We start from the raw sequence: 24,815 nt of genomic DNA on the forward strand, positions 1-24,815 counted from the left end.
AAATGAAAAAAAGAATAGCACGATGTGTTTCCAATACCATGTTTATATTCTTGTTTGTGTTACTTACATTTATTTCATACATGATTTCTACTCTACCTTTGTTAAATTCATAATCATAAGAAGGTAGTAAATTAAGTAGCCGGTTCCGTAACGTACAGGGAACCGGCTGAAATGCGTTCAAATGGTATCCAAACGTACAATTTTCTTAAAATGATATGGTGCCCCCATGCCTATCAACTTAAGAATCTTTACTATCCCCAATTGTAAAAAACGTTATTCTTTCTAAAAAGCTAAATAGAAAGGATGACGTTTTTTTATGAATCTTTCGATTAAAGATGAATTACAACTATTTTCTGAAGAATTAAAGCAATATATTACACCTGTATTTTTAGCAGAACTTGCAAGAGAAATCGGATTTATAAAGCGAAAACGTAAGTTTTCTGCCTTAGACTTAGCTACGATTTGTATTTGGATCAGTCAACGAGTAGCAAATGCTCCCTTAGTACAATTATGTAGTAAACTTCATGCAGCCACTTATACCTTACTCAGCCTTGATGGCTTAAATAAACGCTTAAATACAAAGGCGGTTTTATTTTTACAACATATTTTTCTTTATTGTTACAACAAAAACCTGTGAACAAACACAGACTTTAGCATTTAAAATACATAAATATGTTTATGTATTTTAATAAATTGGAATACCATCTAAAAAATATCTAAATTTTTAAAAAACTTTAGATAAATTTTTAAAAAAACTTTAGATAAACTTTAAAAAAAACTTTAGATAAATTTTATATTTTCTTTGTATAATTTATGCATGAATATGAAAACTCTCTTTAAAAGATACACAACTTTTTTTGTAGTATCAAGGGTTGAAATGAACTTTATTAACAGCAAAAACTACAATATACAAGGAGAACACTTTATGAGTAAGAGAATAAACGAATTAGACTCAATACGAGGACTAGCGGCTATTACAGTTGTATTTGGACATTTTTGTTTAATGCTACCATCGTTGCCTAATTCTATTAAATTTTCCCCGCTTAGGTTTTTATGGGCTGGTGGGGAAGCTGTAATCGTTTTTTATGTACTCAGTGGTTTTGTGCTATCTATGGCACTCTATCATTCAAAAACAAATTATTGGGGATATTTAATTAAGCGATTTGTACGAATCTATATCCCTTATTATTTCTGGATATTCATCACCTTTGCTTTATTTGTTTTGTTTTCACCATATGAAGTTACGGGACTACGAGATTGGTTCTATGATAAGTGGCAAGGGCCAATAACAAACTTAGATATTATGAATCACTTTGTACTTCTGAATAACTTTTTTACGGATAATTATAATCCGGTTATCTGGTCATTAGCTCAAGAAATGCGTATATCTATTGTGTTTCCGTTGTTATTCCTTCTGTTTTATAAACAGAGTTGGAAGAAAACGCTACTGTTTGCTATGAGCTTTTCTTTAATTGGTATTTTCCTTAATATGTTGCATATTGGGAAAGCTGAGGGGTTTTATAATGGTTATGCCGATACACTGCATTTCACATCTATGTTTATGGTAGGAATGCTACTTTTTAAACATCAGGAAGAACTTACTCAATTATATAGAAGTATGAAAAACTTAAACAGAAAACTTTTTATCGCATTAGGGGTCTTTCTATATCTATATTCCATTATGATTTATGGGCTTTCTAGTAATGATACTACTTTCTTATTAAAAGATTGGGGTGTCGTAATTGGTGTTAGTATAATAATCATTATGGCAATGAATAACCTAAAGGTAAAAGCTATTTTAAATAAGGGTGTATTTGTTTATTTAGGGGAAATTTCATATAGTATCTATTTATGTCATTTTCCAATCACTATGGTACTCTTTAAACTTTTGTATGCAAAGATACCCACCCTTTTCCTTCTTATCTTATGTATTACAACGACAATACTTTGTTCTATATTATCGTATCATTTAATTGAAAAGAAATGTATCAATTGGGCAAAACAAAGAACAGCAAAGTTCAAAAAAAGTGTGACATTTGTAGGGGTACGGAAACGATTCAAAGAATAACCCCCTTTGAAAAATCCTCCAATTCAGGCGGTAGTTTTTCTTTAAATTTCTATATTAAACTTTGCACCTAAAAGAAATAATTTTGAGTCCGAAAAGGTACGAATTTTTAATACGAGGAGGAGTATATGAAGGATACGATTAAAACACGATTTATTATATTATTCTATATTAGTATTTTAGGTTTAGGAACCATGCTTGGAATATTTTATGTTAAGCATAAAACCAATATTCAAAGAAATAAAGTGATTGCTGCCGAAAAACGTTTATTGCAATATGAGCCCACCTTGAAAAGAGAATTAGAAAAATATAATTTAGGAGAGAAAACAGCAGTTTTATTAGGAATTATGTACCAGGAGAGTAGAGGTGAGGGTAACGATCCTATGCAGTCTTCTGAATCACTTGGATTAACGCCAAATGAAATTCAAGAGACAAGCTCGAGCATTAAACAAGGGGTAAAACACTTTGCTCAAATGTACAAATATGGAACGGAAAAAGATGTTAGCATGGATACAATTATTCAAAGCTATAATATGGGACCAGGGTATATTGATTTTATTGCTAGTCAAGAAGTTAAACAACACTCGGAAGATTCGGCCAAAAATTTTTCTAAGATGAAAGTTGATCAAAATCCAGAGATGTACACTTGTGGTGGAAATAAAAAAAATTTTAGGTATCCATATTGTTATGGTGATTTCACATATGCAACAAAGGTGAATGAAAAAGCAAAACTTATTGAAGAACTTCTCCGAAAAAATTCAAAATATATTTCAGAAAATTTTTAATGTAAGAACTTTAAGATTCATGTGAGAGATCTATTAAATCAGGTCATAGTGATACCCGTATTCTAAAAATAGTCTGACTACATGTCTGTTTCTGATAAGTTTGGAGTGACTCATGCAAAGTAGGCAGGATTTAAAAAGCACTCCACCAAGTTACGAGAATTTAGGTTTTACCGTAGGTACCATTTCACATTCTACAAAATAATATTAGGTTGATAATGTCTCTATTTAAATAAACTTTCCTTACCAAACTAATCATACACCTTTTTAAAGTAGTCTAATCAGTATGGATAATTTTGAGAATGTTCAATGTATCCTTATTATTGTAAAATTATATTAATAAATGTTAATGTACACATAAAAAACAGGATAGCTCCTATAAAAAGTATATACCACAATGGCTAGGGGGTTGAAATGGTGGAAAAAATAGTTTTTTTAAAAAAATTAGATAAGAAACTAATATTCATTTTATTCATATTATGTGTCACCAGTATTGTTGCAATATATAGTAGTCAGCAAACCGGGCAATATGGTAACCAAAATTTTGCTATGAAACAAATGGTAAATTACGCCATCGGATTTGTTTTATTATTAATTGTTGCCAATCTCGATTTAGATCAATTACAAAAATTAGCTTGGCCGATTTATATTGTGGGGTTCATCTCAATTATCATCTTAAAGATATTACCAGTATCAAGTTTTACACCTGAAATATCAGGTGCAAAAAGATGGTTTAGATTTCCAATTATCGGTGCTACTCAACCAGCTGAATTTTTTAAGCTTGCCTTACTTCTTCTGGTCGCAAGTTTAGTCGTAAAACATAATGCACAGTATATGGCACGGACATTTCAAACTGATTTACTTTTGATTGGTAAAATATTTTTGATATCTATTCCACCAGCGTTATTTGTTTATAGTCAACCCGATACGGGAATGGTGTTCCTATATATAGCAGCCATTGCATGTATTATATTTATGTCAGGAATTCAAAAAAAGTTAATCGTACTATGTGCAGGAATTCCGATGACTGTATTGTCTGCTTTAATATTTATATACGTAAAATATCCAGATATTTTCTTCAATAAGTTAGTTACTTTATTAAAGCCTCACCAACAATCGCGAATTTTAGGCTGGTTAGATCCATTTCAGCATACAGATCAGGGATATCAAACTCAACAATCAATTTTAGCTGTTGGTAGTGGAGGAATAGAAGGAAAAGGCTTCGGTTCTGGAAATGTTTATATTCCAGAAAAACATACTGATTTCATTTTTGCCACAATTGCCGAAGAAGGCGGTTTTATAGTTGCCACTTTTATAATATGCATATTCTTCTTACTGCTTTCCCGAATACTTATAATTGGTAATTCCGCAAATAATTTATTCGGCACCTTACTATGCGCAGGAATTGTAGGCGTTCTAATGTTACAATTTTTTCAAAATATCGGTATGATTGTGGGATTAATGCCTGTCAAAGGTATTGCACTTCCATTTTTATCATATGGCGGAAGCTCTTTATTTTCGAACATGCTAATGATGGGGCTTATTCTATCCACACGAAAAACATACAAAGAATATATGTTTTCAGTGAACCAGAACTAAATATCAAATAAAAAGTGCTTATACCTTAAACTATTCGTAGAATAACACGAGATGAATAAAAAAGGTTACAGAGCTATAATCAAGTATTGTTAATAGACAGAGGTAGGAGAAAAATAAATCTACAAATTATGGTCAGGAGAGGTTTTGCTCTTTGTAAGGATGAAAGGAGAAAAGAACAACAAAGTTTCAAAAAAAAGTGTAATACATGGCGGAATCTTATTTCTTTAGTAAATATAAGAATCCCAAGTTGTTAGAAAAGCAATACCAGGATATGCAAGGTTTATCAATGGATTAGGCGGAATTTTTAAAGTAGGTGTAAAATGAATTTTATTAATGAACTAGAAAAGAAATTTACAAAACGACAAGTTATATTATTTATATCAATAATAGGATATTATTCTCTTTTAATAATGGCTACCACATTTGGTCGTTCAGCTGGGAATATCTTTGTAAGAACAATTGATTTCGATGTACTAAGCCAGTATCAACAAGCATGGAATCAATTTTCATTTAATTCTTTTTTTCATATCATTGTTAATATAGGTATGCTGTTGCCGTTAGGGATTTTATTACCTTTATTTAGTGAAGTTTTTTTAAAAGCAAAATGGATGTTAATCAGTTCAATTACAACATCTTTATTTATTGAAACTCTTCAATTTATAACACTTCGTGGAAGTGCGGAACTAGACGATTTACTTCATAATACTATAGGAATGATGCTTGGGTATTGTATATTAAATATAATTCTTATTTTTATTAAAAAAAAGGAATCACACACACAAATAGTCAAATATTTAATCTTACCTACTGCAGTAAGCTTCGTCGCACTTGGAATAATTATTTCGTATCAAATGAAGGAATTTGGTAATATGCCATTTGATCCTTACAGAAAAACAGATATGTCTCATGTCACTATAAAAACATCACTAGAGTTAAGTAATGAAGGTAAAAAAATGCCTGTTTACGATTCTAAAGGTGAAATAGTGCGAGACGTCGAAATTATTTCTCCAAAAGAAGCATTTCAAAAGCTGAAACAAGGAGACATTTATCCTATGGGAACTTTCGAAGCGGGTGAAGAATTTGAAGGTGAGACATTAGTCATTACAGAGTATAATTTGGAGCACGTCACTGATACAAAAGGTTTTTCTCAACCGGTATATATTTTTCGCGTACAGTTAAAAAATCATGACATAGTTATTACGGTTCCACCTATTTCCGCGAGAAAATAATGTGAATTTTCTTATTTTATATATGATCAATAGGGTGGTTCTGTTGCAAAGTTTGAAAAAAACATAAACAGGTTGATAAATGTGAACTGCACCTCCGATTGTTAGACTGTGTCTAACAATCGGAGGTGCAGTTTTTTTATGACTAAATTTATTGCAGAAGACAAAATGAATGCAGTTATACATTATTAAAATGGAAATGAAAGTATAGAAGACATCGCGAAATCACTAGGAGCGAATCACGAAATGGTCCGCATGTGGATAAAAAAATTTGAATATCATGGAATCCAATGGTAGATACAGGATACGGACAAGGTCAAGGTCAAGTATTAATGACGCTTCTTCATTTAGCATTACCTATGCGGGGGCACTCATGCCCATCAACTGAAGGATTTTTACTACCCCCAAGTACAAAAAAACGTTATTCTTTCTTACATAATATAAATGAGAAAGGGTGACGTTTTTTTATGAATCTCTCGATTCAAGAGAAGTTACAACCATTTGCGGAAGAATTACAGCGCTATATCACACCCGAATTTTTGGAAGAACTAGCAAGAGAGATGAAGTTTGTAAAGAGAAAACGCAAATTTTCGGGATCAGATTTAGCTACCATTTGTATTTGGATTAGTCAAAGGGTGGCCAGTGATCCTTTAGTACGATTATGTAGTAGACTTCACGCAGTTACAGATACTGTACTTAGCCCGGAGGGCTTAAATAAACGATTTAACGAAAAATCAGTGTTATTTTTAAAACATATCTTTTCTTTGTTGTTACAACAAAAAATCTGTGAACAAACTCACATTTCTAGCCAACTTTTTGCGCATTTTAAACGTATTCGCATCATGGATGCCACTATGTTTCAAGTACCCCATACTTTGGAACATATATATCCTGGTTCAGGTGGCTGTGCGCAAACAGCTGGGATCAAAATTCAATTAGAATATGATTTGCATAGTGGACAATTTCTTAATTTTCAAGTGGGACCTGGAAAAAATAATGATAAAACATTCGGAACAGAATGTTTAGATACGTTACGGCCAGGCGATTTATGTATTCGTGATTTAGGATATTTTTCATTAGAGGATTTAGATCAAATGGATCAACGAGGTACGTATTATATTTCGCGGTTAAAGTTAAATACAAACGTATATGTAAAAAATCCAGATCCGGAATATTTTAAAAATGGTTCCATTAAAAAACAATCAGAATACATACAAATCAATGTCATACAGATTTTGAATCAACTCCAACCAGGGGAAACGATAGAATATCAGCAAGCTTATATTAGAGATAAACAGCAGTTATTTTCACGTCTCGTTTTTCATCGTTTAACAGCGGCACAATTACAAAAACGCCTAGAGAAAATTGCAGAAAAAGAAAAGTCAAAACACAGAACCTATTTAGAGAAAAGTAAATTAGTAGCGGGATTAAATGTATATGTGACAAATGCACCTTGGGAGTGGGTTCCGATGGAACAAGTACATGAATTGTATACATTACGCTGGCAGATAGAAATTGTTTTTAAAACGTGGAAATCATTATTTGATATAGATCATTGTCGCACTGTCAAACAAGAAAGAATAGAGTGCCATTTATACGGAAAACTGATCGCTATTTTCTTAAGTTCTTCTACCATGTTTAAAATGCGTCAACTTTTATTACAGAAGAAGCAAAAAGAATTAAGTGAATATAAAGCAATTGGAATGATTCAAGACCATCTATTTCTCCTCTATCAATCCATACAAAACACCCAAGAGATAACAAAGCTTCTAACCTGCCTGTTTCACCTTCTACAACAAAACGGACGGAAATCTCATAGATACGAAAAAAAGACTGTCTTTGATATTATGGGTGTTATCTATGAGTATAGTGGATGCAGCAAGCAAAAGAAAGCTGCATAGTGAAAAAATGAAACCTGTTAGGGTTTATTTTGCGTGCTTATTTTTAATAAATCCCCCCATTTGGAGAGATTTCAGTTCAAATGAACAAAATTTTGTTTTGTATCCATCCTTAAGTTGATGGGCATGTGGCGGTACCCCTATAAGGAATCTAAAAATGAAATGAGAAATATATTTGATATTCCATTTTTAAATATAAAACTAAAATATTAATAAATTAATATTCATAGATATGCATTATTGCATTATTTCAAATGTTGATATTCATATATTAAATGTATAAGATGGATATATATTCCTGTTAGGAGGGATTATTTGAAACAAAATAATCGGTTTTTATATTACTTTATTTTTATATTTTTGATACAGATATTAATGGTAGGAAATATGACTTTTTTTGAAACTGAAGTGTTATCTACTAAAAAAATCATATTATTTACTTTTTGTGTATTAGGATTGGTAATTTCTATTGTTGTTCTTTTATATAGAAAATTCAAGAAATCTTAATGTATATAAAGTATATGATGTGATTTTAGCATTTATAATTTAATTAGATTTTAAATACTATATAATACTAATATTTATATAAAAGAATATTCGTAAGTTTACATTTAATAAAGGTAAAAAGAGTCTTATTAATTTAGGACTCTTTTTCATTTTGGGGTAATTCTAAATTTTTAAGTTGATGGGCATGGGGCACCGCCAGCATTTCGAAAAAAAGCCACGCTAAGCCCAAAAATGAATCCTTCGAAAAAGGAATTCATAAAAAACAGGTATCTTTGTACATATATTTTTTTTACGAAAGATAAAAAATATAAGTGTACTATGTATTTGTTAAGCTTATGAAAGCGTAAATATTATAAACTGGAGGGTATTAAATGCAACTTTCAAAGCGTTTATTCTCTCTTCTTTTACTAGCGTGTTTATTTTTAAATCTATTTTGTTTAACGGAAACATTAGCTAGTAGATCATAGACTGTTACAATAGATAATGTTAGTACTTTTCCCTATAGTATTAAAGAAGGTTGGTTATCCCTTCCTAAAACAGATGGAACTTTAACTGTTAGTATTACAGCTGAAAATGCTAAAAGGATTAAATTTTATTTAATTCCAACAGGAACAGCAACTTATAATCAAAGAAAATTAATTGGGAGTTCTGAGGGGAAAAATGGTGAGTTTGTATTTAAGTATAGCTTTAAAGGAAAGCAAGATATTTTTCATCATTTCGCAGTGGAAGCGATAAATTCAAAAAATCAAATAGCTGCTAAAGGTGTATTATTCAATATTATAGCACTTTATGGTAAAGAAAAGACACCATAAGGTGCCTTCCTCCGACTTGAACTACATTCATTTAGTATAAACTTATCCGTATTATCCCTTTGTTATACATGTAAACACATCCTATAAAACAGAATCGTCTATATACACCAGATTGTTAGTTCACAAAGTACAAGAAATTTGAGATCAGTAATAGATTGATGGCACATCTTTTATAATGGTCGATATGTTACGTCTTTCAAAAGAATCTGCTTTATAGAACGTGTCCACAATTTATATTTTACTACATGTAATATTAATTTAGTGTGATTTTTACAGATATGTATAATTACATAAAGTTTATGAGAAATAGAGAGTATACTTTGGTATTGTGTAATAAAGATAAGGCCCACCTACGGAAATAGGTGGGCTTTTTTTATTGGATATTACTATCTTATTGCACAAAAGGGAATTTGTATTTGAATAATAGCATATTCCTAAAGTTTTTATATTGAGAAATAAAGAAAAGACAACCTAAGGTGTCTTCCCTTGTTGTGGTAAATAAGAAGTAAGGTTTCTATTTTAGCTGAAAAAAATAGAACAGTTGCTTAGATTTTATCACAATTTTTTTCTGAATGAACATGCATTATTACAAATCATAATAAATCCCTCTATTTTCCATTTGATAAAATGAATTACCAATATTAATAAGATTCAAATAAATATTTCTACAAATTCAAAATATTTACAAAAATACAAAAGTGATACATTTAAGTTGTAAGTTATAAAAAATATTAAGGGGGATTTATTATGTTCAAGAAATTGTTAGTTGGGGTTTTAGCAACAGGTATTGCATTGACTGGAGGAATTAGCGCCGCATCAGCGAGTACGGAAAGTGCAAGTGTGGATAATACTAATAATTATGCACCAATCAAAGCACTAAACGAAGAATTTTATGATTATATATACAAATTTCCCTATGAATATGTCACTGAAAGAGGGATATATAGAACTTATAAATTTTATAGTGAATCAGGTAAGTTTGCCAACTATTTTGAGAGTGACGGAATTAAATGGTATTTTAAAGGGGGTGCTCTAGAATTCGTAAATGGCGGTGCATATGGTCATTATGAAGGTGTTAGATCAAACTAATTTTCTACTTAAAAAGCCCTGAAATATTAGGGCTTTTTCTTTATATAGAATTGATTTCAAAAAAAGGCACTCTAAGGTGCCTTCTCCGACTTGATAACTAAGCATTATGATACTACAAGAATCTAATAGTATAGGCGAATAGATATGGTATTTTTATTTTAATAAATGTCCAGTGAAATTGATAACCCTTGTTATTTTTTTATATTATTATATACGAGCATTGAAAAACTTGTAATTACGATTAGTATAAGCATAGTTCTTTCAACAATAGAATTATAATTGGTTAAATAATCTATCAGTAAATATAACGGGAAAAGTAAAATGAAAAATATAATTTGTTTTTTTGTAAACATTTTAAAAATACCCCCTGTTAAATTATATAATTTTATTTTATACAAAAATTATTATATATAACATAATTATACCTTAAAATCTATAAAAAAGAAAAAATATATATAATATACAATATTGTAAAATATTTCTATTATATGTTAATATTAACTATGTAGTTATCAATCTATGGATGGGGGAAAACTAATGTTAAAAGGTAAAAAAACAATTATTACAATGCTATGCGCAACTATGTTAGGTGCAACATCTTTAATAGCTACACCAGCGAAAGCGGAGACTGACACAAAGTTGGAAAATTCAATTACTGATTTTGGTATGAAAGATCTTGAACTAAACGATTACCAATTAAATGAGTTAAAAACTAATAGACCTATAACGATTTCTACTGCTGCTGCTGAAATTAGAATAGAGCCACAAAGAGCAGGTGCAAAGGTATTTAATATTAAAACTTACTTGAAAAACAGTTATTGTAAGGATGTATTGAAAAATTACAATGCTTGGAACTCTACTAATAAATGGGCGAAAACTGTGAAGTATATAGTAAGCCTTGCTCCTGCTGCAGGATTATCAATGTTTATGTATGACTTAGGAGCAGATAGAATTATAACACCGATTAAATCTGCAGTTAAACAAGGTAAAGGTGTTGAAATGTCTTATAAATATACAATACCTGTTGGAACCAATATAGGAGAAATAACTAATTCAAAAGTTACTGTTAAATAAAAATAGGACAACCCTATAATGAAGTGACCCCTTTCAAGTAGACAGTATTCAAAAAACACAACTAAGCAACCTGAGTTTTATATTTATAGGGACTCAGGTTATTTAGTTTCTTTTGGAACCGTTGGTGATTATAAAAGTGTATATATTTGCGCACAGCAAACTTAACCTCATCAATCTTTGTATACGTTTGTGATTAAAGTGAAGGTTATAAGTGGCTTTCAGCCAAATTTGTACTCTCCTGTATCCATAAATATCCTTAAGTTTTTTATGACACTCCAGTATCATAAAGATTTTCTTAGTCAGTGATTTTTTGTACAAAGAGTATTTGTATTTCTTTATAGAAAAAACTGCCTCCCAATCGTTAGAAATGTCTAACAGTTGGGAGGCAGTTTTTTTGTGCTCACTATAGTAGAGCATAAAAAATTTGATCACCATTCTTTTCATTTATATCATTACGAAGGTGAATGGGTAAGAACTTCGCTAAATATGTCCCTGTTCTTTTAATTTGTATAATTACGGAGGTGAAACAGAAAAGAACTCCGCTGAATTTTATCTTTATCGGTTTTTTATTATAAATTATTAAGTAAGCAAAACGCAATAATTTTTCTTAACTTAACAACAATTAAATCGTAACATAAAGAATGTTAATATGAAAATAAATTAATATTTACTTTTGATTTTCAACATTATTGGTTTGATTATTATAGGACTCGTTGCAGTATTTATTGGAGCTAGTATGGCACTGTTTTTGGATTATGTGGGAAATAGAAATGGGAAAATCAAGTGAAATATTGCTTGATATTTCATCATCGTCTTTTTTCATTTTATAGCATTCCTTCTCAACTATATAATTCAAACTGACAATTTATATCTTGTATTAATAAAATAGAAATAGAAATGTATTGTGGGGGAAGGGACATCAACTACTGTGGTCTCCGTTTGTCATCTGAAACCGAATTGTAAATAATTCATGGGTTTTTAACAAAAAATCAATTTAATATATTTCATAAGAGTAGTATAAATAAATGATACAATAATGGGATAAGAAAGAAAATTCATTTGTAATTACTTTTATGATAAAGGAAATATGATACTCATTTTAGTTAGAATGGAGTCAAAATTTTTATGGCACAAAAATTTGCTGTTTTTTCAAATACAATTGGGGAATATGAAATCTTTGTAAAATCCCAAACAATTTATTGGCCTAGATCACTTACTAAACTTACAAGGTCTCAAAGTGATAGCGGAAATGTAAAAGAAGAAGTGGTTGAGGATAGGGTTTACCTAGTAACAGGAGCTTCTATTCGTGATTATATATTCGAAGATTTAAAGGGAAAAATTACATCTTCGCCAATGATTACACATATGGGAGTTGTTAGAGAAATTATAGAAAATCCGATTATTTGTTACAGGTATAAACATAGCAATAAAAACAGAAAAAGGGACACTGTTATGTTACCGTTTCAAATGTTTGAAATACTTAAGGGATTTAAGAGATATCTAGATGAAGATTTTACAAGTGAGAACTTGGCTGAGATAGACCGTATTTTAAAAGTTGGAGTAATTATTGAAGAATTAAAGATGGAGGGTAAAATAACGTTTGAGCGTGCCTATGAAATAGGAGATGTTTATTATATTGGTGATAAAAATGGTAATTTGTTTATTTTAGATGAAGATTTCACACCTGTTTCACGACAAAATGCAAATGTTGAGAGAGCAAAAAAAGTACAGATGATGCCGGATAAGAGCTCCTTAATAGCCATTCGGGAGGCATGTAATGCAGCTGGGTTAAAAGGTGAAGAAGTGATTCAACACTTAGGTACATGGCAAGGGGAACAGTACATGAAGATTGATATTACCGATAGTCTGTTTTTACCTATTGATAATGATAAGGGGCTTTCACAAGGGATTTCAACGAGATTGTTGACAGAGGGAGCTGGTGAACGATTAGTATCTCAATTGTACAATACGGTAACTAAACAGCAAGAAACAAATCCTTCACAAAAGGGGAGTAATGACGTGGAATTTGCAAAAAATCAAATTTTGTATGGACCACCTGGAACAGGTAAAACGTATAATACGGTTTTATACGCAGTTGCCATTTGTGATAAAAAAAGAATTGAGTCATTAAAGGAAATGCCTTATAAAGAAGTACTAGATCGTTATGAAATGTTAAAAAAAGAAGGAAGAGTTGCTTTTACAACATTTCATCAATCGTACGGATATGAAGAATTTATTGAAGGAATAAAACCAGTAATTAATCAACAAGATGAAGATTCCATATCAGATTTAAAATATGAATATACTTCTGGGATATTTAAAAAATTTTGTGAAGAGGCCAAAAAGGTTAGAGTAAAAGCACCTTCCTTAAAGATACGAAAGCACCCTGTGGTGTGGAACGTCCTTCTTGAAGGGACGGGACAAACTAAACTCAAAGAAGAATGTTTTAAGAATGGCTATATCAAGATTGGGTGGGCTAAGCAAGATCCATTCATAAATGAGCAAAATGATAGTGTAAATGGTACAGTAAGAAGGATTTTGTTAAATTTCCAAGAGGAAATGCAAGAACAAGATCTTGTCTTTATTCAAAGAAGTAATACAACTATTGATGCAATAGGAATTATAGACGGCCCTTATGAATTTGATGAGTCCGATAAAAGATATCCAAGGAAAAGAAAAGTGAAGTGGATTGCTACTAATATTAATGAAGAAGTATATTCCCTAAACAAGAATACAAAATTGGATAGGAAAACTGTATATCCATTAAGAAAGATGGATATTGAAGGGGTAATTAACTTAATTGAAAAGTATATTAGTACTAAAGAGATTAATGTAGAAAAAAATATTGATCCATACGTCTTTATAATCGATGAAATTAACAGAGGGAACATTTCAAAAATATTTGGAGAATTAATTACACTGATTGAGTCAACAAAGAGAATTGGAGCAGCAGAACAGACTACTGCACTTTTACCGTACACAGGGGAGGAGTTTGGGGTCCCTAATAACGTACATATTCTTGGGACAATGAACACAGCAGATAGATCTATTTCATTAATGGATACAGCATTAAGGAGAAGATTTAAATTCATTGAGATGATGCCCGACATTGAAATACTTAAAGAACTAGGTATTCTCGAAATAGAAGGAATTGATGTTCCAGCTATCTTAAAAGTGATGAATGAAAGAATAGAATTCCTGTATGATAGAGAGCATACAATTGGACATGCCTTTTTTACTCCTTTGGTTGGAGAAGAAAATCAATCTGTACAGAATCTAGCACATATATTTTTAAATGATATTATACCATTACTACAAGAGTATTTTTATGAAGATTATAGCAAGATACAGTTAGTACTTGGGGATAATGCGAAAACGGATGATATAAATAAATTTGTTTTAGATACAGAAGTTAAACTAAAGAATATATTTAAAGGAAATCCAGATATTGATTTGCCAGAAAAGAAATATGAAATTCAGACAGAGGCTTTTTTTAGGGCAGATAGTTATAAACAAATCTATTAAAGCATGGTGAAGAAATGAATAAGTTATTAGAGGTTTGTGAATTCGAATCAATAACCTGCAATAAGGATTATGAAAATGATGACTCTTATAAGTATTTAAATGAGGAGATTTTTCAAGAGTTAGAAAAATTTATATTAACCTTTAATGCCAAAGAAGAAACAAGTTCAGCAGATTTTTTAAGAATGGGTATGCGGAGAAATGTTGGTAAAATTATTCAAGCAAGGAATTATGTTGGGTTAATTCATATGAAGAATGGGTTTCAGGTTCAAATTCTTCCTAAGATTACAAATAGTGGGCTTGAGGATACAAAAAAAACATTTCTAAAAATGATCCGAAGTATGAAAGACTTTCCAAGTAAGATATTTAATGATGCTAATCTAAACGTAGATAAAATGAACCTGTATGAGCTTTTTATTAATATGTATATCCAGGAAGTAAGGGAATTAATAAAAAAGGGTCTTCGTTCATCGTATTTTCTTGAAGTAGATAATGTAAATTATTTTAAAGGGAAGTTAATAATTGGGGAACAAATCAAGAAAAATCAAATACATAAAGAACGATTCTATGTAGAGTATGACGAGTATGGAATGAACCGACCAGAAAATCGATTAATCAAGTCAACATTATTAAAATTACAAAAGCTGTCTAATAGTGCAGCCAATATAAAAGGAATTAAGCAGTTGCTTCCTAATTTCGAAAAGATAAAACCTTCAATTAATTATAAAAAGGATTTTTCAAAAGTAGTTATTGATAGGAACACAAAAGATTATAAAACGCTAATACAGTGGTCTAAAATTTTCTTAATGAATCAGAGCTTTACGACCTTTTCTGGGGAGACGAACGCTAGAGCATTATTGTTTCCGATGGAAAAAGTTTTTGAAGCATACGTTGCTAGCAACCTAAAACAAGTATTAAGTGATCTGATGTGGGAAGTATCAATTCAGGATAAGGGGCACTATTTGTTTAATAGTCCTAAAAAGTTTGCATTACGACCGGATATTGTTATTAAGCGTGAAGATTGTAGTAGGGTAATATTAGATACGAAGTGGAAATTGCTAATTGATAATCCAAATAGAAATTATGGTATATCACAAGCTGATATGTATCAAATGTATGCATACTCCAAGAAATATGAGGCATCAGAAATATGGCTATTATACCCGGGAAATGAGGGAATGAAGGATACTAATATTAATTTTAAAGCGTATAAAGACGAGGTACTTGAATTAAAAGTAAAAGTTTTCTTAGTTGATTTAGCCAATATACAAGAAAGTCTGATTGTGCTGAAAAAGTATTTAATAAATGGTAGAAATGAAGTACAGTGTCTGAAGTAACAGGAAAAAGAATTGAAATATATTGCTTTCTAGTAAATAGTTCAAGTTTAAAGTGTGGATTATGTTTATTTTAAATTCATCTTATACTTGCCACCCCTTTTGATATATATAAGCAACTAATTCTTTAAAAGAAGTAGTTGTTTTTTTATTTCTTGTTTTGAAAGGAGTATAGTTAAAAAACAATAAAGTGTTATGACTGTGCAGAGATAATAAAGTTATTTAATTATTATTGAACTAAAGCATACGTTATTCTATTTAGTAGATAAGTTATTTATCAGAAAAATTATCTATAACTTGGGAATCTAGTTCAACGCTTTTATTTTTCTTTCTAAAGGTATTATTTGGGTACTACCAGCCCTTGACTTATCATAAATGTTCTCATTGATGGAAGCAAGCAAGTAAGAACATTGCGAAATTCTACTAAATCTTACTGGTTGTAATGATGGGGTCTTTAACCCAAAACATTTTTGAGCCGTTTCTTTACTAAGGTAGTATTCGCGCCTTTCTGAATCATCTATGACAAGGATTATAAATCCATATCTACACGACCATTTCTATTTTAATAGGTTATATTTCCAAAAAAATTCCTCTTATGCATTTTATTATCTAGCTGATAACCACCTCTTTTTATAAATATTCCTATTTGCTTTGTTACATAATAAAGTTGTCGTTTTGACTAATACCATTGCATCTATACGTTTAAACGAAAGGAGAACAACATGCCACTTTGTATTCCTGTTATACGCGGACCACTCTCTGAATGGAGTAAAACAATTCTGGTAGAGGGTAGTATTCCGGGTGCTACCATAATAATTGAATCTAAAGGTCCTAATCCACGAATGCTAGCAAAAGGCATAGCAAGTGGAGGGAGCGACCGTCTAGAGCTATTATCTGGGCAACGATTGGAAGTTAAGGACCAAGTAGTAGTTAAGCAACAACTAGGAGGAGAACAAAGCCCTGAGATGCTTATCAATTATGCCATGCCGGTTGGCCCTTCACCAATTCACCATGATTCATTAGCTCCGGTTTCATTTCGCACACACCTTTGGGAATGCGGAAATGGTGTGTGGGTACAAGGAGCCTTTCCCGGAGCGCAGGTAACTATCCAAGGACCGTCTGGTGTTATAGGCAACGGTCAAGCTACTGAAAAGGGAGATGCACGTCTACTATTAACTAGTCAATTACCAGGAGCAGGTCAAACTATTAAAACTTGGCAAGAAGCACCAGCAGGATTTCCTCCATTAGGAGGTGTTGCTAAACAGACCGAAGCAACAGTGAATGCCTTGCCAGTATCTTCCCTAACACCGTTCCCCGTACCCGTCCTAGTCGGTAAAACGCCTAAAGGGTGTGATACGTCAATGGTGATAGGTGGAATTTTTGACGGAGCCGAAGTAACGATTAAACACGCCTCGGATGGATTAATAGAGGTTAATATTTTTGACCTGGACCGATTACGTCATGTATTTAGCCAGCCCTTATCAGCTAACGGCGACCAATTAGAGGTAACTCAAACGATGCCGAAGTGTTACGAACACCGTCCCTCCGATTCGTTGAAAATAACTGTTGAACCTGCACAAAAACCAGATATACCGAAGATAATCCCTCCCTGTGAAAATGCAATTGATGTCTATACCGAAAATTTGACACCGGGAGCTTTGGTAAGATTAACCTATATGGGTGATGTTTACCTGGCAAAGGTTCCACAAAAGGCTACATCGTTTACTTTCCGTATTGTTCCCATGCAAGCAGGCCAAACGGTTAGTGTTGAGCAAGAACAATGCGGTCTGGTGAGTGACTTAGCAACTGTAAAAATAGGAGGGAATGGAGGAAAGGGAGCAGACTTGGTCGAACCATTGCTCCATTGTGCTAGAGCAGTGCGAATACTTACTAAACCTGGTATATGGTTTCAAGTATGGGCTGAGGGTTCGAGGGGCCCTGGGCCTATTAGTGATCAGATATTCGCCAACCAAGATTCTATCCAAGTTTTGATAGCACCGTATTTACATCAGAATCAAAATGTATGGGTTTCCTTTCTAGATTGTGGAGCTAATAGTTGGAGCAGCTCGGCGCTACATCTAGTTAAACCCCTCCACCAGGACATCGTTCCGGTAAACATTACTACTCCACTTGTGAAGGGGGATAGTGAAGTAACCGTTGACGGAATACCCGGATCTGAGATTAATGTGTACGCTATACACTCAATCCTGGACGAACATCTTGGTAGCGGGATAATTGACCCCCTTCAAAAAACAGTAAGACTTTTCCGTCAATTGAACGAGCAAGATCAGGTTTATGCCAAAGAATCCCTATGTAATTGGTTATCCAGACCTGGCCCATCCAAGGGAGTATTACCTGACTTACGGGTTTTTCATTTGGAAAAGTCCCTACAGTGGTTGAGTCAGGAAAATAATCCTAAACCTTTGATTTGCTCCCAGGCAAACGTTACCTGTCGTCACGATGGGGGCTGGGAATTTAATGCATATTTAGAAAACCAGGAAACGGAAGCTGATTGCAGCTTTGACTTGAAATTCAGTGTAAACGGAATTTCTCAACCCTTTGAAATTCTGTTATCGGGAGATTTAAGTGCGTCCGGTAATGGGTCAGTAACAAAGATAGGCATGAGAACTCATGGCCTTCCACCTGCCAAGACTTTTTCAAGAACTGGTCACTTTGATGGATTCCGTAACCCTCTGTACTGGGAGGAATTCCTAAAAGCGAGTGGGAAGTTTGAGTTTCTTCCTCCTGCATGGAATAACTATCAGCCTCTACCAGATGACCCGCGGGGAGATGCACCAGGAGATGATCCGAAACATTAATGAAAAACAGGAGAGTTTACCAAACGTATTAGGAATTAACCACTTGAAAATAAACTTAAAATAATGGATGGGCTGGATATTACGTAGGAGCCGTTTTACCTCAAAATCACAAATTAGGCTCTACTCAACAGCCGGTTTGGAATACTTTTTATCCCTCTTCTTCTAAAACAACACGTGATGTTGGCGTATCATCTTATGGTGTTTGCATTTCAAAAGGCGCTTTCTATAGTTTGTGGATGTGGTGTGGAGGCAATGTTGAATCAAGCATGGGATATGGAGGAGCAAGCTCAGCAGACGGTTCGATGAGCTTGAACATTGGGACTATTAAATTTTATGTTAATGGATCTTAACTTTTACATTAAATAAAATAGATTATACAGTCTGTTGTCGGACGTCCAAAAGTAATTAACCAGATTCCCTTTAATACAAATGAAAACCCCATCCTAAAAATTAACTTCTATAACATATAAAAGAGCAAGAATAAGTCATTAAATTTTTAGTAAATTACTAAACCCGTTAGATTCATTTTAAAAATCGTAATTTTCCTGAAGAAATTAGTACATATTAAAAGGTAATGATACGGTAATTAATCGAGGTGATTCTAATTATGTGGGAAAGTAATATTTGGGCAGGCATGTTGCAAGGTGGGGGACGTGGTGGAGAACCAGGTCAATTTAATTCGATAGGTGCTAGATGGAATGTTCCAGCCATAGCTTCTACCCCAATTGATTCAAATGCACAAGTTCTTATATGGATTGGGATAGGTGGGGGTGGTCCTTATCGTGGTCAACCAGATACTCATAATGTTGTTCAAATAGGGACAGGCGCTGGTTATGACGCTTCTCATACCCCTCTATATTTTGCTTGGTGGGAAACGTATGGTGTGCCCGGTGATACAGGGGTAAATAAAATACTTCCTTCAAGCACATATCCAGTTAAGCCTGGCGACAGTATAAGCAGCCAGATGTGGAGTGATGGGGGGAATTGGGGAATCGCTATAGACAACATCACACAAGGTTGGACATGGAGTCAACCAATTATTTATAATGGGGACAGATCAACAGCGGAGTTCATAGTAGAAGCCCCACAGGATGCTAGTGGTATACCTTATCCTCTAGCTAAATACGATCAGGTAGTATTTGATTATTGTATGGTAAATGGCCAATATGCAAATTTCGATTATGGAGATATGGGTGATATGGTTGATCCTAAAAATCCAAGCAATTATATATCAAGAACTAGCACTCCCGACAGCGATCGTGATGGGTTTACTGTTGCCTATGGTAATAGATCTCCAGTACCTCCATCATCGTAAAAAACTTAATGTCCTAATAAAAAAAGCAACAACATATGAACTGCATCCCAATTGTTAGACACAGTCTAACAATTGGAGGTGCAGTTTTTCTATGGCTAAATTTACAGCTGATGAAAGAATACAAATCGTTCTACGTTATTTGAACGGCAATGAAAGTTATAGAGAAATGGGTAAATCGATTGGTATAAGTGACACAAGCATTTTGAATTGGGTAAACCAATATAAACAGAATGGTGTGGAAGCTTTTCTAAGACGATGTACAAATTACACACAACAATTTAAACTAGATGTACTAAACTTTATGATTGAAAATGGTATGTCCTTATTTGAGACGGCAGCTATCTTTAACATTCCTGTCCCTTCAACGATTTCTGTTTGGAAAAAACAGCTCGAAACACAAGGAATTGATGCCCTTCAATCTAAGAAAAAGGGGCGTTCATCCATGAAAAAAGATTCAAATAAACAATTAAAACAAGCTTTAGCTGAAGGGTCAGTTGAAGCACTTGAAGCACGTACTATGATTTAGTAAAGAAAATGAATCGTCCAGATGTAGATGCCGATTTGAAAGCGGAGATTAAAGCGATTATGAGGAAAATGAAGGTCGTTATGGTTACCGTCGCATTCGTGATGAATTAACGAATCGTGGTCAGAAAGTGAATCACAAGAAGGTTCAGCGTATTATGAAAGAGCTTGGATTAAAGTGTGTTGTGCGTATGAAGAAATATAAATCCTATAAAGGAAAAGTCGGTAGAATTGCACCTAATATTTTAGAGCGTAATTTTCATACAGATGCACCGAATCAAAAATGGGTAACAGACATTACAGAGTTTAAATTGTTTGGAGAAAAACTGTATGTATCACCTGTATTAGATTTGTATAATGGTGAAATTATTACCTATACAATTGGTTCTAGACCGACGTATTCACTTGTTTCAGAGATGTTAGAGAAAGCTTACCTGAAACCCACCAGCTACTGATGCATTTGGATCAAGGATGGCATTATCAAATGAGACAATACGTCCGTACACTTGAATCAAGAGCTATCGTACAGAGTATGTCTCGAAAAGGCAACTGTTACGACAACGCAGTAATAGAGAATTTCGTTGGGATTATGAAGTCGGAGTTCCTCTACATAAAAGAATTTGAAAATGTAGAGCATTTTAAAATGGAATTAGAAAAATATATAGATTATTATAATACGAAACGGATTAAGGCAAAATTAAAAATGAGCCCGGTACAATACCAGACTCACTTTTATCAAGCTGCCTAATGAAATAACCGTGTCTAACTTTTAGGGGGCAATTCAATGTGTTGCTCTTTTTAATTGACTTGCGTTTACCATGAACTGCTATCATAGCTTGAATAATAATCATAAGTAGATAATGAATTTTAAATAGTAATACGATATCACCCTTATAATCTTTTTTTATTTGAATTTTGATTAAACTTTATTTCAAATTAACAATTAGAAGTTATAATTATCTACTCTGCTAATATCAATTTTACTATTTAATTTCCAACTCATGATTGATATATCCTCGAGTAATGCATCTTTAATTGAAGAATTGGTGTGTATAAGAAATCCAGTTTCCACTATTTTTTGTAACAAGGAGAACAAGTCATCGTAACAATCGTCGTGAATTGCATCCCCGGTTTGTTTATAGGGTTTAAAATTACTATTTGTAATTTCATCCACATCATCTAATTCTTTAATAAAACTATCTATACTGTTTCTATCTACAATACTTTCTTCCCCTAAAGAGAATAATATTTTAGCTGTGCTAGAGAAACTATACTTAGAAAACAAATTATAAACTTTTATTATTGCTATGGATTCCTTTACTTCCCTCTCAATTTTGCTAGACAAAATCTTCAAATCTTTACTTATTATTAAATAATCATTAAAAAATTGTTCAAAGGCATTTAGATGACTATCGAATTTCCTAGATTCAAAAAAGCTCTTTAAAAAATCATCTTCATTTGTATTATCAAGCATCTCCGACGCTTTAGCTTCTTCATATATTTTTATAAAATCTGAATCTGCGTACTGAATGTTTTTTTCTATTGTTGTAATTATACTAGCAAAAATCCGATTGGGTTCGGGATTAATACTCCTATTAACTCCACTAATTTTAGAGCCTTCAGCTTCAATATACTTAACTAATTTAAACACTAACGGCGAATAAAATTTTTGATATTTCTCTTTTTTATACTTTTCATCTTCTCTTTTAAGGGTTAAGCGATGCGAAAAATATTGTGCGGTTGAAGCTGCACCAAATGCCCCCCCAATTGAAAATATTATTGTCCAATCAATTCCCATGAATAATCCCCTTTTTTCTATATTTTATCTGTCTACTTTACCATTGACCTTTTAATCTTTCCTAGTATAACGAAGGCTGGCGCTCATTAAAAGATAGTAACGTTTTTCAAATTATATAAATTGAGCAGTAAAAAGAATGTAGATTAAAATCTACATTCTTTTTGACTTAGTATATAAATTCTTACTAATAAATACTTTATAGGATAACAAGTACACTAGAAGCAGGCATTTAATTGTTAGAATTTCTTAATAATATGTCTTGACTAAATATTAAATGCCAATAAGTAACCTCGTATAGAGTTACTTGTATTAAAGGGGAGATTTTTTAATTTCTAGAAACTTTGCTCTTAGTTTTTCATCATGTGCATATAAATAAAGACCTTTTATGCCTCGTTTTAGCAAGATATTAAGCGCATTTAAAATGATTTCATCTTTTATTTTTGCAGCATTAGGGTGATTTCCTAAGCCTTTAAATGCTTCGGTATCTTTATAACTATCACTTAATATTACTAGCTTATTATTTTTTTCATCATAAGAGATAGATGGTCCCAATATTACACCCACATAGTTTAAGTCAAATCCTTGTACTGTATAAATTGAACCTACCTCATCAATTGAACTTCCATGTGGAGAAGTTTTCTCTCGTTGCGCCCATGTTGTAGAAGAATCGGTAAGGTTCCATGGTAAATCTAAGCCACCAGTTGTAACATGATATTTTCCACCATCTTTTTTATGCTCAAAATCAAATGTGGAAACAACTCTAGAAAGTCCCCATTTCGTATTTTGTTGTTGTATTTTTTTATGCATATCAGAAGCATGTTCAAAGATTTCAAAATCATAAGTCTTAGGGACATTTGGCATAGGCGTAATTTTCTTTTGAACTAAATGATCTAACCATGAAACTAATTCATCGCCAGCATGCATACGCATTTGAGTAGAAAGCTTATACTTTTTAGACTTATATTTTGATAGGATGGAGTTTAAAGTTTTTGCATCCCAATATGCCTTATTGCGGGTTACTTGCTTAGAATCAAAGATAATAATAGTCACCTTAGATCTTTTAATAATATCTTCTAGATGGTTTTGACCGTGATATGAATTATAAGAATCTGAACTCGAGAGTAGTAGATGGGCTTCATCAACAAATACAATATCAGCTTGTGTACTCTCTTTATCTAACGGTATTTGATTAATAAAAGAAGTAGGTTTTAATATTTTATTCTTCTGCATCATTTTCACGTTAGAAGCAATGCTATGAAACGTTTTTAATGCTTCATTATGGTTAATTAAAATATAACTGGAAGTATCATATAAATGTGAGTTTTTGTCATTAGACATCTCTAACGTTTTATAATAAAGAGAACTTAAAACAACGCTTTTACCAACCCCAGCACTACCTTCAATGAAAATCACTTTATGTTCTGTTTTGTTTTGAGCATTCATTTTATAGAATTGCTCTTCTAATTCATATACAACATCTTGGTATAGTTCAAACTGTTCAGATGTAAGTTGTTTAAACGGAGATAGTTTGAAAATATCATTATTCTCAATTAAAAATAGATCCTTATTAACAATCTGTTCAGTATCTTTCAAGGTTTTCCAGATTGCTTCAAAAACTTCATCATTATAAAAGCTTTTTTCATAGTAGTTATGCACAACTGAAGATACAGTTTGACTAACATTTCTTAACGTGTAACGTTCATCACCTAAGAAATAATTAATTAACTTTGTTTCCAAATTATATGTAGCAGATTGATTAAATTTTTCATGTTTAATCAGTGTTACGTGCTTAAAATCATGTCTGTTTTTAACATTAGAAGTATTATTCCTATTTAGTCTATGGTTGTGTAATCTATTAAAAGCATTTACTGTTTCACCAATATAAGCTTCCTTCTCCTTATGTAGGATATAAATAATAGGGTAGTCATTAAAAGCATTATAATCCGTTTTAATTTTATCAATTTCTTCTTTTGTGAAAGGGATAGTTTTAATAGTTAATCCTTCCATGCATATACCTCCTATTTTTAGATATCAATGCCTTAGATTCAAATTGGAAAAGATTACTGCTAAATCTTGCTTAAATAAAATGGCTTTGAAATACTTAGAAAAAGGCTTAAAGGCCTTAAAAATTGCATAATTTCACTTTAATTGTATAATTAAAAAAATAAATATACAACTTAAGTATTATTTATTGTTACAATATAAAATGGTATCTATATTACTTAATCGATATCTTAAAATATTATATTACCAAAAGAAATATAACTGTTTAATAGAAAATATATGGATTAAACCTTAATCGAGCTGAAGGAAAATTATAATTTAGATTCAAATTATGGGAGTTAATTACCATATTAAATACCAAAGTATGTATTAATTTGTAAAAAATTATCTATTTTAGATTAAAGGTTTAGTATAATAATACTAATGTTTTTTATTTGGGGGTTTGTACA

13 protein-coding genes and 4 pseudogenes are annotated in these 24,815 nt (G+C 32.1%); 13 read left to right on the forward strand and 4 right to left on the reverse strand.

The window, feature by feature from the left end; translation table 11 throughout:
* Positions 1-316 precede the first annotated feature (316 nt).
* The 8 genes and pseudogenes from ACXY7N_RS25990 to ACXY7N_RS26025 all read left to right on the forward strand — a co-directional run.
* Positions 317-644, forward strand: a pseudogene (locus tag ACXY7N_RS25990) (IS4 family transposase); the annotation flags it as partial.
* Positions 645-925: 281 nt separating this feature from the next.
* Positions 926-2,068, forward strand: coding sequence for an acyltransferase family protein (locus ACXY7N_RS25995; RefSeq protein ID WP_016135800.1), 1,143 nt, complete (start codon positions 926-928; stop codon positions 2,066-2,068).
* Positions 2,069-2,193: 125 nt separating this feature from the next.
* Positions 2,194-2,850: a lysozyme family protein gene (locus ACXY7N_RS26000; RefSeq protein WP_016089906.1), complete on the forward strand. Its 657-nt coding sequence runs from the start codon at positions 2,194-2,196 to the stop codon at positions 2,848-2,850.
* A gap of 411 nt (positions 2,851-3,261) precedes the next feature.
* Positions 3,262-4,446, forward strand: a complete 1,185-nt coding sequence (locus tag ACXY7N_RS26005) for an FtsW/RodA/SpoVE family cell cycle protein (RefSeq protein WP_016089907.1) — start codon at positions 3,262-3,264, stop codon at positions 4,444-4,446.
* A 320-nt stretch (positions 4,447-4,766) separates the two neighbouring features.
* Positions 4,767-5,675: a VanZ family protein gene (locus ACXY7N_RS26010; RefSeq protein ID WP_016135801.1), complete on the forward strand. Its 909-nt coding sequence runs from the start codon at positions 4,767-4,769 to the stop codon at positions 5,673-5,675.
* Between the two features lie 464 nt (positions 5,676-6,139).
* Complete coding sequence (locus tag ACXY7N_RS26015) at positions 6,140-7,573, forward strand: IS4 family transposase (protein ID WP_488592697.1); 1,434 nt, start codon at positions 6,140-6,142, stop codon at positions 7,571-7,573.
* A gap of 2,063 nt (positions 7,574-9,636) precedes the next feature.
* Positions 9,637-9,978 (forward strand): LCI fold-containing protein, encoded by a 342-nt coding sequence (locus ACXY7N_RS26020; RefSeq protein ID WP_488592698.1) that lies wholly within the window; start codon positions 9,637-9,639, stop codon positions 9,976-9,978.
* A gap of 537 nt (positions 9,979-10,515) precedes the next feature.
* Positions 10,516-11,052: a hypothetical protein gene (locus ACXY7N_RS26025; protein WP_016135805.1), complete on the forward strand. Its 537-nt coding sequence runs from the start codon at positions 10,516-10,518 to the stop codon at positions 11,050-11,052.
* A gap of 61 nt (positions 11,053-11,113) precedes the next feature.
* On the opposite strand, the pseudogene ACXY7N_RS26030 reads toward ACXY7N_RS26025, so the two are convergent.
* Positions 11,114-11,230 (reverse strand): annotated as a pseudogene (locus ACXY7N_RS26030) (IS3 family transposase); the annotation flags it as partial.
* Positions 11,209-11,496 (reverse strand): annotated as a pseudogene (locus ACXY7N_RS26035) (helix-turn-helix domain-containing protein); the annotation flags it as partial. The pseudogenes ACXY7N_RS26035 and ACXY7N_RS26030, both read right to left, overlap by 22 nt.
* Before the next feature lie 681 nt (positions 11,497-12,177).
* On the opposite strand from ACXY7N_RS26035, the gene ACXY7N_RS26040 reads away from it, so the two are divergent.
* From ACXY7N_RS26040 to ACXY7N_RS26060, 5 genes and pseudogenes are all read left to right on the forward strand, one after another.
* On the forward strand, positions 12,178-14,577 hold the full coding sequence (locus ACXY7N_RS26040; protein ID WP_488592699.1) for an AAA family ATPase: 2,400 nt from the start codon (positions 12,178-12,180) through the stop codon (positions 14,575-14,577).
* Between the two features lie 14 nt (positions 14,578-14,591).
* Positions 14,592-15,911: an McrC family protein gene (locus ACXY7N_RS26045; protein WP_488592700.1), complete on the forward strand. Its 1,320-nt coding sequence runs from the start codon at positions 14,592-14,594 to the stop codon at positions 15,909-15,911.
* Between the two features lie 719 nt (positions 15,912-16,630).
* A complete protein-coding gene (locus ACXY7N_RS26050; protein WP_488592701.1) occupies positions 16,631-18,727 on the forward strand; it encodes a hypothetical protein in 2,097 nt (698 codons plus the stop codon).
* 607 nt (positions 18,728-19,334) lie between these two features.
* The gene (locus ACXY7N_RS26055; RefSeq protein WP_488592702.1) at positions 19,335-20,042 is read left to right on the forward strand and encodes a hypothetical protein; all 708 of its coding nucleotides are present in this window, start codon (positions 19,335-19,337) and stop codon (positions 20,040-20,042) included.
* A 91-nt stretch (positions 20,043-20,133) separates the two neighbouring features.
* Positions 20,134-21,312: pseudogene (locus ACXY7N_RS26060) on the forward strand (IS3 family transposase).
* 195 nt (positions 21,313-21,507) lie between these two features.
* On the opposite strand, the gene ACXY7N_RS26065 reads toward ACXY7N_RS26060, so the two are convergent.
* Complete coding sequence (locus ACXY7N_RS26065; protein ID WP_488592703.1) at positions 21,508-22,362, reverse strand: hypothetical protein; 855 nt, start codon at positions 22,360-22,362, stop codon at positions 21,508-21,510.
* Between the two features lie 309 nt (positions 22,363-22,671).
* Entirely contained in the window at positions 22,672-24,369 is a 1,698-nt protein-coding gene (locus tag ACXY7N_RS26070; RefSeq protein WP_488592704.1) for a DUF2075 domain-containing protein, read from the reverse strand.
* Between the last annotated feature and the right edge of the window lie 446 nt (positions 24,370-24,815).

Source organism: Bacillus sp. 5w2 (assembly GCF_054353775.1).

Bases quoted from the DNA above. Each gene is read 5' to 3' on its own strand.
- ACXY7N_RS26040 (WP_488592699.1), top strand. From the start codon at position 12,178: ATGGCACAAAAATTTGCTGTTTTTTCAAATACAATTGGGGAATATGAA.
- ACXY7N_RS26055 (WP_488592702.1), top strand. From the start codon at position 19,335: ATGTGGGAAAGTAATATTTGGGCAGGCATGTTGCAAGGTGGGGGACGT.
- ACXY7N_RS26065 (WP_488592703.1), bottom strand. From the start codon at position 22,362: ATGGGAATTGATTGGACAATAATATTTTCAATTGGGGGGGCATTTGGT.
- ACXY7N_RS26000 (WP_016089906.1), top strand. From the start codon at position 2,194: ATGAAGGATACGATTAAAACACGATTTATTATATTATTCTATATTAGT.
- ACXY7N_RS26045 (WP_488592700.1), top strand. From the start codon at position 14,592: ATGAATAAGTTATTAGAGGTTTGTGAATTCGAATCAATAACCTGCAAT.
- ACXY7N_RS26050 (WP_488592701.1), top strand. From the start codon at position 16,631: ATGCCACTTTGTATTCCTGTTATACGCGGACCACTCTCTGAATGGAGT.
- ACXY7N_RS26070 (WP_488592704.1), bottom strand. From the start codon at position 24,369: ATGGAAGGATTAACTATTAAAACTATCCCTTTCACAAAAGAAGAAATT.
- ACXY7N_RS26025 (WP_016135805.1), top strand. From the start codon at position 10,516: ATGTTAAAAGGTAAAAAAACAATTATTACAATGCTATGCGCAACTATG.
- ACXY7N_RS26020 (WP_488592698.1), top strand. From the start codon at position 9,637: ATGTTCAAGAAATTGTTAGTTGGGGTTTTAGCAACAGGTATTGCATTG.
- ACXY7N_RS25995 (WP_016135800.1), top strand. From the start codon at position 926: ATGAGTAAGAGAATAAACGAATTAGACTCAATACGAGGACTAGCGGCT.
- ACXY7N_RS26015 (WP_488592697.1), top strand. From the start codon at position 6,140: ATGAATCTCTCGATTCAAGAGAAGTTACAACCATTTGCGGAAGAATTA.
- ACXY7N_RS26005 (WP_016089907.1), top strand. From the start codon at position 3,262: ATGGTGGAAAAAATAGTTTTTTTAAAAAAATTAGATAAGAAACTAATA.
- ACXY7N_RS26010 (WP_016135801.1), top strand. From the start codon at position 4,767: ATGAATTTTATTAATGAACTAGAAAAGAAATTTACAAAACGACAAGTT.